Here is a 12,202-nt window from a genome sequence, read left to right as displayed (position 1 = left end):
GACAACTAATAACAGCCGGCCGGGTTCCCCGGACAAACTGCCACGTACAACTCCCCCATCCCCATCCCGCCGTTCCCTCCCCTTCTCCCTACGCTCACCGAAAGGAAGTCCGGGGACCACTCGGCCGTGGATCACGGCCATGCCCGGCGCCCGTTCCCGGGCCGCCGCGAAGGAGCGCGACATGGTCCTGACCACGGCTGATCTCCACCCCGGAACCGAGCCATGGACATCCCGGCGAACCTGAGCGACGGCGGCTTCCCCGCCTGGCCGTTGCCGCTGGACGCGACGTGCGCCGAGTTCGCACGCTCGGCCGTACGATCCGTGTACCGCGAGTTCGGCATGCCGCGCGACCTGACCTGCGACGCCACGGTGATCGCCTCAGAGATCGCCACGAACGCGCTGCTGCACGCGTACCGGGCTGAACGGACATCATCGGGGGCGGGCCGACCGGAGCTGTGGGCCTACCTGCGGCGGCACACCGGCCCGGAAATCGTGATCAAGGTGTTCGACCCCGCGCCATGGACGGGACCCGCCCGCCGCCCGCCGCGGTCGGCGCCGACGGACGCCACCGGCGGGCGCGGGCTGCACCTGGTGGACGCCCTGACCGCGGAGCACGGCGGGCGCTGGGGCATCCACCCGACACGCGGCCGTCTGGGCGCGGCGCCGAGTCCGGGAAAGGTGGTCTTCTTCACCGTTCCCCTGCCCGCCCAGGCGACGATGCCGCCGGCACTGCCGCGACCGAGGTCCCGCCGCAGGTCCGCCGAGCGGATACACACGCTGCTCACGGCCCGTGGTCTCCGGTCACACCTGGCGGCCGACCGGAGCGTGCTGCACGCCGGCGCCGGGTGGCAGGTGTGGATCCGGGAGGAGTCGATCTCCTACCACCTGCCCGGCCGCGAGATCGCGTGGCTCCCCGCGTCGGACGAGATCGAGGTCGTCGAGCGGATCGTCCGCCACAGCGAGGAGTTCACCCCGGTCTGCTCCCCCGCGGCACTCCCCCTGTAACACGGCCTCCCTCCGGCTCTTTCCCCATCGGCATTCCATTTCCGCGCAGAGGTCATGGTTGAGGAGCACGCCGATTGGCGAGCCATAACCAACAATTATGTCCGCCTTTATGGCCGCTGGTCGGATTTCGTCACCAAACTACGGGCTGCACACCCCCTTCGATCCTCCGGATGTGAAACCCCGGAGCCACGCGGCCCGCGTACGCGGAGCCCCTCACCCGAACACCCAACCTCACGCTCGTTCTTCGACACCCCCCCGGAGGTTGCACGTGAGAATCACCTCACCCCTGCGCGCGCTCAGACGACCACCGCTGCTCGCCCTCGTCCTCGGTCTGGGGCTCCTGCTCCAGCCGGCCGCGATCTCGGCGGCTCGCGCGGACGCCAGACCCGCGCCGGTCCCGGCGCTGACCGCCGACGACGGGGCCCGGCACGTTCAGCGCTCCCCGCTCCCGGTCAGGGACCGCGCGCCGCTCCCCTCGTCCACCGACCACCTGCGGCAGGACTACGACCTGCCCGAGTCCGCCCCGACACACCCCCGGCCGTCGCTGAAGTCCAGGTCGGCCACGTCGGCCAAGGCCGCCGCCGCGTGCAACGTCAGCGACTTCACCGGCCGTACCGGAAGCGCCCTCGTCCAGCAGATCACGTCCTCCACCACGGACTGCGTCAACACCCTCTTCAACCTGACCGGGGGCGACGCCGCGGCCGCGTTCCGCGAGGCACAGATGACCAGCGTCGCGTACGGCCTGCGCGACAACGCGGTGAACTACACCGGTGACAACAGCACCGGCACCGCGCAGCTCGTGCTGTACCTGCGGGCGGGCTACTACGTGCACTGGTACAACCCGTCCACCATCGGCTCGTACGGGTCGACGCTGAAGACCGCGATCCGGGCCGGCCTGGACGCGTTCTTCGGCAACTCCCACTCCTCGACGGTCAGCGACGCCAACGGCGAGGTGCTCGCCGAGGCGGTCACGCTGATCGACAGCGCCGAGGAGAACGACCGCTACCTGTACGTCGTGAAGCGGCTGCTGAGCGGCTACACCAGCGCCTACGACGCCCACTGGTGGATGCTGAACGCGGTCAACAACGTCTACACGGTGCTCTTCCGGGGCCACCAGGTGCCGGCGTTCGTCACCGCGGTCCAGGCCGACCCCAGCGTCCTGAACACGCTCGACTCCTTCGCCGTGAACCACCTCGACCTGCTCGGCACGGACCGCGCGTACCTGACCTCCAACGCGGGCCGTGAGCTCGGCCGTTTCCTGCAGCACTCCGCGCTGCTGTCCACGGTCCGGCCACTGGCCAGGGACCTCCTCCAGCGCAGCGCCATCACCGGGAGGACCGCGCCGCTGTGGGTCGGCGTGGCCGAGATGACCGACAGCTACGACAAGGCCAACTGCTCCTACTACGGCACCTGCGACCTGCAGGCGCGGCTCGCGGCTAGCATCCTGTCCATCACGTACTCGTGCGGTTCGAGTATCAAAATCCGCGCCCAGGACATGACCTCCGCGCAGCTCGCCGACTCCTGCGCCAGCCTCACCAACCAGGACGCGTACTTCCACACCCTGGTCAAGGACGGCGGCACGCCGGTCGCGAACGACAACAACACCACGATCGAGGTCTGCGTCTTCGACTCCAGCACGGACTACCAGACCTACGCCGGCGCGATGTTCGGCATCGACACCAACAACGGTGGCATGTACCTGGAGGGCGACCCGGCCGCCGCGGGCAACCAGCCGCGGTTCATCGCCTACGAGGCCGAGTGGGTACGGCCGGCGTTCCAGATCTGGAACCTCAACCACGAGTACACCCACTACCTCGACGGCCGGTTCGACATGTACGGCGACTTCAGCGCCGGCGTCACCACCCCGACCATCTGGTGGATCGAGGGGTTCGCCGAGTACGTCTCGTACTCCTACCGGAACGTCGCCTACGACGCCGCGATCGCCGAGGCGGCGAACCGGACGTACGCGCTGAGCACCCTGTGGGACACCACCTACTCGCACGACACCACGCGCATCTACCGGTGGGGCTACCTGGCGGTGCGGTACATGTTCGAGAAGCACCCGGCCGACGTCGCCACCGTCCTCGGTCACTACCGCACCGGGAACTGGAACGGCGCGCGCACCTTCCTGACGAGCACGATCGGCGGCCGCTACGACGGCGACTGGTGGACGTGGCTGGCCGCGTGCGCGTCCGGGTCCTGCTCGGGCGGCGGCGGCAACCAGGCGCCGGTGGCGGGCTTCACGTTCACCGCGAGCGGTCTCGGCGTGGCCTTCACCGACACCTCGACCGACTCCGACGGCACGGTCTCCTCGCGCCGCTGGGACTTCGGTGACGGCTCGTCGTCCACCTCGGCGAACCCCTCGCACACGTACGGCACGGCCGGCACGTACACGGTGACGCTGACCGTCACCGACGACGACGGCGCGACCGGGACGGCCACCCGGCAGGTGACGGTGTCGTCCGGGGGCGGATCCGTGCCCGAGTGCACCTCGGCCGACACCCGTGAGCTGGGCAAGAACTGCCGGCGGAGCAACGTGTCGGCGACCTCCGGCAACTACGCCTACTTCTACCTGTACGTCCCGGCGGGCACCGCGAGGCTCGTCATCACCTCGTCGGGCGGCACGGGGAACGCCGACCTCTACTACAGCGCCAGTACCTGGGCCACGAAGACGGCGTACAGCCAGCGGTCAACCGGCTCCGGCAACAGCGAGACCCTGACGGTCACCGGCCCGGCCGCCGGTTACCACTACGTCAGCCTGCACGCGAGCCAGAGCTTCAGCGGAGCCGCGGTGAAGGTCGAGTACTGACGCTCAACCACCGTTCGGTAGCACCGAATCCCCGGCCGGGATCGGACCTCGTGTCCGGTCCCGGCCTCCGTGTCAGACGCTCTCGCCCCTGATCAGAAGGTGGTGGGAGTCCTGCAGCCCTTCAGGAAGGTCGTCCGGCGAGAACCAGCCCGCCTCCAGGATCTCGAAGCCGTCGGTCCTGAGCGTGCCGCCGAGGAACTCGGCCTCGTAGGCCACCTCCACCCGCAGCCGGAAGCCGCTCCGGAGATGGACGAGCCGGTGCGCGCGGACGTCCAGTCCAGTCTCCTCGCGCACCTCGCGGACGACCGTGTCCTCGAACGTCTCCCTCCTCTTGGCGTAGCCCGACGGCAGACCCCACTGGCGCCCTTCCGGCCACAGCCGGTGCTTCAGGAGGAGCACCCGCCCCTCGGAATCGCGTACGACTCCGGTGACGCCGACCATGAACGTGGCGTGGGCCAGCCACAGCAGACGCCACTGCATCGGGCCGCGGATGGCCCGCCACAGGCGGGCGATGAGCCTCTTCACGTCGTTCACCTCGGGTGGTCCTGCCGATCGATGGCCCGTCAACGATGGCGTAACCACCACGTGTTTTCCACTCGGCACGGACTCCCACCGTCAGGCGTCCGCCGATGGGGGGAATCCCGCGGGCAGCGGGCGGGAGTGCAGCACGTCGAGCCGCGAGACCGCCCGGGTCAGCACCACATAGAGCCGGTTGAGACCACGCTTCTCCGCCTCGACGATGTCCGCCGGCTCGGCGACGATCACGTGGTCGTACTCCAGCCCCTTGGCCAGCGACGCGGGCAGCACGGTGACCCGGGCATGGCCATCGGCCGCACCAGACCGACCGGATAGATCGGCGAGTTCAGACAGATCGGGCAGGCCGGATGATTCGCCCGGGACGCCGCCGCCCGCCGGTTCTCCCCGCGGCACCCGATCCAGCTCTTCCGCCAGCGCGGTCGCCAGGACGCCCACGGCCGCGGCATCGGCGATCACGGCGATCGAGCCGTCATGGCGGAGGGCGTCGCGCACCGCGGCGACGGTCGCCTCAGTGAGGTCGGGCACCCGCGTGACACGAAGACGGCCGTCGCCACGGAAGGAACGCGTCGGCGGCACGTCCACCTCCAGCATGTCCAGCAGCCGGTTGGCGAGCCGGGCGACCGCGCCGGGGACGCGGAAGCCGGTCGTCAGCGCGATCACCGACGCCTCCGGCTTGCCCAGATGCGCGAGCAGGTGCCGCCAGTCGCGGGCGGCCCACGGCGTCGTGCCCTGCGCCAGGTCGCCGAGCACGGTGATCGAGCCGTACTCGCTCCTGCGGGCGATGACCCGGCACTGCATCGCGGACAGGTCCTGCGCCTCGTCGAGGATCACATGACCGTAGCCCTCGGGGCGTCGCAGCAGGCCGGCGACCTCGTCGATGAGCACCGCGTCGGCTGCGGACCACCGGGCGCTCTTGAATGTGCGCGGCGGGCTCGCCCACCGGATCGCCGCCTGCTCGTCCGGCGTCAGGACACCTTCGGCGGCCCTCGCCAGCACGGCGGGGTCGCCGAGTACCTCCGCCACGACCTCCTCCGGTCGTACGGCGGGCCACACCGCGTCCAGGAACGGGGTGGCCGCGCGGGACATCCTGCGCGTCCAGACCGCGTTGAGATTCTGGCCGCGAGCCTCCGCCTGCCGTCCCAGCACGGAGACGATCCGGGACAGGACACGCTCGCGTCCCACGGCGTACGGCGTGGCCTCGCGCCGGGTGTCGTCCACGATGCGGCGCAGTTCCTCCTCGGACACCCGCAGGCGAGCGGAGCCGTCGGCCACGCTGACCGGCCCGGCCGGCTTTCGCACGCGGCCGTACAGCGCCCGGCGCAGCACGGTGGCCATGCGGACGTCGTGCTTGACGGCGGCCGCCGCGTCGCCGTCCTCGGCCCGCGCCGGGCTCCGGCCCAGCAGCCGCTCCATGGTGGTCTGCTCGACGTCCACCTCGCCGAGCACCGGAAGCACCGCCGATATGTAGTGCAGGAACGCCGGGTTGGGCCCCAGCACCAGGACTCCTGTGCGGGAGAGCCGCTGCCGGTGGGCGTACAGCAGATAGGCGGCCCGGTGCAGGCCGACGGCGGTCTTCCCCGTGCCCGGGGCGCCCTGGACGCAGATCGACTCCTCCAGTCCGGCGCGTACCAGGTCGTCCTGTTCGGGCTGGATGGTGGCCACGATGTCGCGCATGGGGCCGACGTGGGGGCGCTCGATCTCCGCCGCGACGATCCGGCCGCCGGCTCCCTCGTCCTCACCTCGGTCGAGGTGCTCGTCCTCGTATCCGGTCAGCTCGTTCTCCGCCCAGCCGAACCGGCGGCGTACGGCGAGGCCCTGCGGGGCACGCGCGCCGGCCCGGTAGAACGACCGGGCGACCGGGGCACGCCAGTCGATCACCATCGGCTGCTCTCCGACACCGCCGGAGATGTGCCGCCGGCCCATGTAGTAACGCCGGCCCCGGTGGTCGCCCGCGTCCGTGCCGGTGCCGAAGTCCATCCGGCCGAAGAACGGTGGCCCGCCGGGCTCCTCGGCGAGCTCCTTGGCCAGGCTCTTGAGGTGACGTCCGAGTCTCTCGGCGCTGTAACGGTCGCCCGCCACCTGTTCGCCGACGATGACGTTCAGCCGGGCGCCGTCCAGCATCGCGCGCAGCGCGGCCCCGCATCGCGCGGCGTAGACCTTCTCCTCGTCGAGTTCGCTCATCGCACCACCTTAGATTAACCTAGTTAAGATATTAACCGAGTTAACACGCTTGGTATGCTGTGCGCATGACAGGACTTCGCGGACTCAAGCGGCAGCGGATCCACGAGGCGATCTCCGCGGCGGCGATCTCGCTCTTCCTGGAGCGCGGCTTCGACGAGGTGTCCGTGGCCGAGATCGCGGCGGCGGCGGAGGTCTCCAAGCCCACGCTGTTCAAATACTTCGCGACCAAGGAGGACCTCGTCCTGCACCGCATCGCCGACCACCAGGGCGAGGCCGCACGCGTCGTACGGCGGCGCGCTCCCGGGGAGGAGCCGCTGGCCGCGCTGCACCGGCACTTCCTGGACGGGCTGGCACGGCGCGATCCCGTCACCGGCCTCAACGACGACGCCGAGGTCATCGGCTACCACCGGATGGTCTTCTCGACCCCCGGCCTGGCCGCCCGCCTGCTCCACCACATGGCCACGGACGAGGAGGCGCTCGCCGAAGCGCTCGGCGAAAGCATGGACGATCTCACCGCCCGTCTCCTGGCCGGACAGGTGCTCGCCGTCCAGCGGGTGCTGGCGCGGCACAACTGGCTGGCGCTCGCCGAGGGAACGAGCGCGGAGGACGCCTACCCGTCAGCCGTCGGCGCCGCCCACCGCGCCTTCACCCTGCTCCGTCACGGCCTCACCGCCGCCTGACCGGTCTGGTTGATCACGACCTTCAGCGCGTGGTTCTCCGCGGCGTTCGCGAAGACGTCGTACGCCTCCTCCATCTGGCCGAACGTGAACGAGTGGGTGCCCAGGTTCTCGGCGGGGATCCGGCCGTTGGCGACCATCGTGAGCAACGTGGGAATCGACACCGTGTCGACCAGCCCCATGGTCAACTTCACGTTCCGGATCCACATATCCTGCATCGGCAGCTCCACCGGAGAGCCGTGCACGCCGGCGTTGGCGATCGTGCCGCCCGGCCGTACGAGCGACACCGCGGTCCTGAGCGTCTCCGGATGTCCCACCGCCTCGACGGCCACGTCCACGCCGAGCCCGTCGGTGAGCGCGATGACGTCGGCGACCGCACCGGGCCCCGCGCGTACCGCGTGGGTGGCGCCGAACTCGAGCGCCTTGTCCAGCCGGAACCCGTCGGTGTCGATCGCGACGACTTTGGACGCGCCCCACAGTCCCGCCGTCAGGACCACCGAGAGCCCGACCGCTCCGGCTCCGACCACCGCCACCGTGTCACCCGGACGTACGTTCCCGGCCAGCACGCCGACCTCGTACCCCGTGGGCAGCGAGTCGGCGAGGAAGATGGCCTGCTCGTTGGTCACACCTTCCGGTACGGCGTACAGCGAGGTGTCGGCGAACGGCACGCGGACGGTCTCGGCCTGGGTGCCGTCGATGAGGTGGCCGAAGATCCAGCCGATGCCTCCCACGGTCTGGCAGTGCGAGGGCATGCCGCGCAGGCAGTACCCGCATCGGCCGCACCGCGTGACCGCCGGGACGAGCACGCGGTCGCCGACCCGGAACGCCCTGATCGCGTCGCCGGCCTCGGTCACGGTGCCGACGGCCTCGTGTCCCAGGATGCGACCTGCGGTCACGGCCGCGACGTCGCCCTGCAGGATGTGCAGGTCGGTGCCGCAGATCGTCGTGGTGTCGACCCGGACGACCACGTCAGTCGGCTCCTGGAGCGTGGCGTCGGGAACGTCCTCCCAGGACTTCGCCCCCGGGCCGTGATATACGAGCGCCTTCATCCCGCTCCCCCGTTGTTCTGGCGCGCACCGGGCCCGTGACCCCACGAGCCGTCCACCGCCGCGTGCCCTCGCGGAAAGATCCGCCGAGGAGGCGGCGCGCGGTTCCCGGTTCCGGTACCCGCTGAAGTGCGGATTACCCACCGGGCGCCGCCCCCCCCGGGTGACTCCAGCTATACCCCCTGGGGTATAGTGCGGGCATAGAGAAGGGCCTGAGCCCTTCATGAAGGCTTACGCGAGAGCCAGGAACAACTTCTCCAGCTCGGCGACGCTCATCGGCGGCTGCTCACCACGCTCCTGCGCGGCCTGGCAGTGCCGCAGGCCGCTCGCGACGAGCTTGAAGCCGGCCCGGTCCAGCGCCTTGGAGACTGCGGCGAGCTGGGTGAGCACCTTCGTGCAGTCCTCGCCCGCCTCGATCATCGCGATCACTCCGGCGAGCTGGCCGTGTGCCCGCCGCAGGCGCGTCACCGCGTCGCCGACCATCGCTTCGTTCATCTCCATGCGGCCACCATACCCACGGGGGTATGAGCGGGCAAATTCATCGAAGGCCCCGAACAGTCCGCCCTCATCTGAGACGGGTCCTTCTCGGTCTCCGCGCCGTACGTGTCGTTGCCAAGGGGGCTCCTTGTCGTCGCTCCAGGAGGCCAACCGACCCAGCACTGTGCCGAAGACCTCGGCCTCGTGTGCCATGATCTCGCCCACCCGCGAGAGCCCCTCAGCCTCACGCTCCGTTCGCCCTCTTCTCGGCCTCCTCGGCGTGGCGCCGGATCAGCGCCCTCATGAACGGGCCGTCCATCCGGCTCTGCTCGTCGGCGAAGGCGCGCATCGCCGCGACGATCTCCGGGGGCAGCGTTCCCTCGGGCACGGGCTCGTCCACCATCTCCCACACGGGATGGGCGAGCGCCGAGTCCACCAAGACAATCGTGGCGAGAGAGGGGTCGGCGGGGATCCGGCCGCCTGGAGGGACGATGACTCCGGTGGAGCCGATGGCGACGAGAGCCGTCCCGTCGGCCTGTCTCGCGATTATCCTGGCCATGATCTCAGTAACTCCTGAGTGGAAAACGGTAGTCCCACGGAATCCCCGCGGCGTCGAGAACCTGTTGGACGTCTGGGGACGGCGTCTCCACAAACGTGACGTGCTCGATGTCCGCGACGGTCACGCCACCGTGGATCTGCGCCTCGACGTACGTCGACTCCACGAATCGGGAATCTGCGTAATCGCGCTCGATCCCTCGCAGCCACGGCCGCCTCATTTTATCGCCCGTATAACCGTTCGGAAACGCGCCGAACGACACAGGGCGAGGATTGAGCATTGGGCTGGGCATCGTTATCCCGCGCTCCTCAATGGAGTCACCCACGCAGATGGTCGTCCGTCTCCGCACCTCGGGCCGCAACGTGACCTGCGCGTCTCCGTACCGACTGACGCCAGCGGGAAGGGGTGAGTACCGACCGGCCCTGGAGCCGACCAAGGTAGCCAAGGTGTTGACGTATCCATAGATAGGCCGCAACCTGGCCGGAAGGTTCGGTGGATAGCCGAACAATGCCTCCTCGAGAGCCGACCGCTTTACGGGATCATAAGTGCCCCGCGATCGAGCGGTCTCGAACTGCGACTTGAATCGGCCATCTTCAAGTACTTTCAGCAGATTTTCTGTCCGTATGCACACGACCACTGGCTTGTCGCCCAGCAGTTCCACCAGCTCGGCCCGCATGATCTCGGTGACCGCGTCCACCGACAGCCCCTCTTCCTCCGCGAGGAGCTCGATGTTCTTCCGCACCTGCGCGTACTGCTCATAGAAAGCACGTTCTCCCGGATCGGGGACAAGCCTTTCCATCCGGTCGAGAAGGCCGTTGATCTGCGATGAAAGCGCGTCGGCCTCCTGCCGTCTGCCCGACCGGGCAAGCCGATCACGCTCGGCGCCCAGCTCAAGGATGGTCGCGAACCCGTCGGTGATCGCCTCATCCGGCCTCTCGCGCCGAAGCGGTCCCGCACGGCCCTCTCCAGGGTCGGCCCGCGGAAGGCCCACGTCAGAAGGCGGATGACCACTCCTCCCAGGAGGCTCATCCCCCGGAGGCCTCAGATCAGCGACCTCATCGCCATCACGGCGCCGCCCGGGAGGCCTCAAATCGGCAACCCAATCCTCAGCGTGCGTACGCCCCGGAGGCCTCAGATCGGCGACCTCATCACCACCCCCCGGACGTCGAGGGTCACCGCCTCGGCCACCAGCGCCGGCCCCCTCACCGTCAGAGGTCCGGCGAGCACCCTCCCCAGTACTGCGGACATCTGCGGTTTCCGAGCCGTCGGAGGTCCGTACGGACCGGTCCGGAGGCTCGGTCGGTGGTTTGTTCGCCGTGCCGCTCTCCGGAGCCCGTTCCCGCGTCGGGTCCGAGTGATTGATCAACTGGTCGATGTCCGGGCGCGTGCCGGTCGTCGGGGCCTCGTCCACCGGACCGGAAGACCGTGCGCCATCACCCTTCGACGGCCCGCCCTTCGCAGGCCCGCCCTCCGCGTCCGGCCGTACCGGATCGGGCGTGGCACGCGATGCCCTTCCCTCAGCGGCGCGTGGTTCACCGGCGGTACGCGAGCCTCCATCCGGCCTGGCCGCCGCCGCCCCCTCAGCGCGGCCCCCGTCCACCGGTCTGGGAGCCCCCCCGTCGGACCTCGCGGCCCTGCCCTCCGGCCTGGTCACCCCACCGTCCGGGCGGGCCGCCACCCCATCAGGTCGGGCGACCGCGCCCTCCGGCCGGGCCGCGTCGTGCCCGGGCCGGGCGTCGCCTCCGTCCGCGCGAGTCACGCCCTCCGGCCGCGCCGTACCGTCCGGCCGCGCCGTGCCGTCGTCCGGTACATAATGCGCCAGAGATGTGGTGTCAGTACCCTCGGTCGGCCGGCGCGTGGACGGATCGGACGTCCCCCCGGACGGCTCACCGGATCGCGGCCCTGCCGACGCATCGGACGATCCCGACAACCGGGACGGATCCGCCACCGGATCGCCCGCCATGTCCGACAGATCCCCAAAGGAACGAGACCCGGAAGAAGACGACGTCCGCCCGGAAGGATCCCAACTCGCCCAATGCGCGTCAGCGCCGCCCAGAAAACCCGACGTACCGCCCTTGAGAACCATCTCCCAGTCGAACTGACCCGACAAACCCAACGACACCGCCGTAGCCCCCGCATTCGCCACAGCGGACTGCCCCATCATCCCCCACATCGACGTACCAGACGCCGCCACAAACTTCTCAAACATCGACATCTCTGCAGGAGACATCCCCAACCGCAAAGCAGGAGTGGACAACCGCGAAAGTCCACCCGACAACGTCGTGAGGAACGCGCCCGTCAACGCGCCCGTCCCCGCCGACGCCAGCACCTGCTTCCAATCCACCTCGTCACGACGGGACTGGGTCACCTGCACCACCAGGTCCATCCCACCCACCAGCGCCCCGAACAAACTGACGTTGATCAGCAGCCGCCTCGCAAGATGGACGACCGTCATCCGCGTCATCACCACACGCGGGCCGATCAGCGCAAGCGAGATCCCACCCCATGGCCCCGTCGCAGCGGCGAGCAGCCACCCGATCTGAAAGATCAGGAACGCGACCGAAAACTTGATCATCCGCTTGGTGTACTGGATCTCCACACCGATCCGGTTGAACTCCAGCGCGACGCCCACCAGGCGCTTGACCAGCTCTGCCTCACGCCCCCCGTACACCCGCGCCACATGCTCGGCGAACGCCTTGAGCGCCTCACCGTCCCACTCCCGGCCCAGCCCCTCCGTGGCACCCCTCCTGACCCCACCCGCCGGACCACCCCTCACCACCAGCCGCGCCGCCGCCGCACACGCGTCCGCCAACCGGAAACACGCCGACTCATCCCCCTTGGGCCAGTCCATCCCCACGACCCAGCCCACCCAGGGTTTCGCCCAGTCCGGGACGAGGAGCCCATCAAGATCCAT

General features: G+C 69.7%; 9 protein-coding genes. 3 read left to right on the top strand and 6 right to left on the bottom strand.

Annotation, left to right across the window (positions count from 1 at the left end):
* Positions 1-222 precede the first annotated feature (222 nt).
* Both AB0I59_RS28625 and AB0I59_RS28620 read left to right on the top strand, forming a co-directional pair.
* Entirely contained in the window at positions 223-1,005 is a 783-nt protein-coding gene (locus tag AB0I59_RS28625; RefSeq protein ID WP_358137822.1) for an ATP-binding protein, read from the top strand.
* Between the two features lie 268 nt (positions 1,006-1,273).
* Complete coding sequence (locus tag AB0I59_RS28620) at positions 1,274-3,814, top strand: collagenase (protein WP_358137819.1); 2,541 nt, start codon at positions 1,274-1,276, stop codon at positions 3,812-3,814.
* 72 nt (positions 3,815-3,886) lie between these two features.
* Here the strand turns inward: AB0I59_RS28620 and AB0I59_RS28615 are convergent, their stop codons facing one another.
* Both AB0I59_RS28615 and AB0I59_RS28610 read right to left on the bottom strand, forming a co-directional pair.
* Complete coding sequence (locus AB0I59_RS28615; RefSeq protein WP_061257952.1) at positions 3,887-4,339, bottom strand: NUDIX domain-containing protein; 453 nt, start codon at positions 4,337-4,339, stop codon at positions 3,887-3,889.
* A gap of 90 nt (positions 4,340-4,429) precedes the next feature.
* Positions 4,430-6,532 carry a HelD family protein gene (locus tag AB0I59_RS28610; protein WP_358137817.1) on the bottom strand — a complete coding sequence of 701 codons (2,103 nt, stop codon included), beginning with the start codon at positions 6,530-6,532 and terminating at the stop codon, positions 4,430-4,432.
* Positions 6,533-6,597: 65 nt separating this feature from the next.
* Between AB0I59_RS28610 and AB0I59_RS28605 the strand changes: the two genes are divergently transcribed.
* A complete protein-coding gene (locus tag AB0I59_RS28605) occupies positions 6,598-7,212 on the top strand; it encodes a TetR/AcrR family transcriptional regulator (RefSeq protein ID WP_358137815.1) in 615 nt (204 codons plus the stop codon).
* Here the strand turns inward: AB0I59_RS28605 and AB0I59_RS28600 are convergent.
* The 4 genes from AB0I59_RS28600 to AB0I59_RS28585 all read right to left on the bottom strand — a co-directional run bounded on the left by AB0I59_RS28600 (position 7,191) and on the right by AB0I59_RS28585 (position 12,202).
* Positions 7,191-8,258, bottom strand: coding sequence for an alcohol dehydrogenase catalytic domain-containing protein (locus tag AB0I59_RS28600; protein ID WP_061257849.1), 1,068 nt, complete (start codon positions 8,256-8,258; stop codon positions 7,191-7,193). The genes AB0I59_RS28605 and AB0I59_RS28600 overlap by 22 nt on opposite strands.
* Positions 8,259-8,486: 228 nt before the next feature.
* Positions 8,487-8,756: a metal-sensitive transcriptional regulator gene (locus AB0I59_RS28595; protein WP_061257848.1), complete on the bottom strand. Its 270-nt coding sequence runs from the start codon at positions 8,754-8,756 to the stop codon at positions 8,487-8,489.
* 220 nt (positions 8,757-8,976) lie between these two features.
* Positions 8,977-9,291 (bottom strand): hypothetical protein, encoded by a 315-nt coding sequence (locus tag AB0I59_RS28590; RefSeq protein WP_061257847.1) that lies wholly within the window; start codon positions 9,289-9,291, stop codon positions 8,977-8,979.
* Positions 9,292-9,295: 4 nt separating this feature from the next.
* Positions 9,296-12,202 carry a WXG100-like domain-containing protein gene (locus tag AB0I59_RS28585; RefSeq protein WP_358137812.1) on the bottom strand — a complete coding sequence of 969 codons (2,907 nt, stop codon included), beginning with the start codon at positions 12,200-12,202 and terminating at the stop codon, positions 9,296-9,298.

The sequence above is a fragment of the Microtetraspora glauca genome (assembly GCF_040656155.1).
Lineage (GTDB): Bacteria > Actinomycetota > Actinomycetes > Streptosporangiales > Streptosporangiaceae > Microtetraspora > Microtetraspora glauca.
The sequence above is the reverse complement of the archived record's forward strand: the minus strand, read 5'-3'. Positions and strand labels throughout refer to the sequence as shown.

Excerpts from the sequence above, each read along its gene's own strand:
- AB0I59_RS28625 (WP_358137822.1), top strand. The coding sequence starts at position 223 with ATGGACATCCCGGCGAACCTGAGCGACGGCGGCTTCCCCGCCTGGCCG.
- AB0I59_RS28610 (WP_358137817.1), bottom strand. The coding sequence starts at position 6,532 with ATGAGCGAACTCGACGAGGAGAAGGTCTACGCCGCGCGATGCGGGGCC.
- AB0I59_RS28605 (WP_358137815.1), top strand. The coding sequence starts at position 6,598 with ATGACAGGACTTCGCGGACTCAAGCGGCAGCGGATCCACGAGGCGATC.
- AB0I59_RS28600 (WP_061257849.1), bottom strand. The coding sequence starts at position 8,258 with ATGAAGGCGCTCGTATATCACGGCCCGGGGGCGAAGTCCTGGGAGGAC.
- AB0I59_RS28595 (WP_061257848.1), bottom strand. The coding sequence starts at position 8,756 with ATGGAGATGAACGAAGCGATGGTCGGCGACGCGGTGACGCGCCTGCGG.
- AB0I59_RS28590 (WP_061257847.1), bottom strand. The coding sequence starts at position 9,291 with ATGGCCAGGATAATCGCGAGACAGGCCGACGGGACGGCTCTCGTCGCC.
- AB0I59_RS28585 (WP_358137812.1), bottom strand. The coding sequence starts at position 12,202 with ATGGATCTTGATGGGCTCCTCGTCCCGGACTGGGCGAAACCCTGGGTG.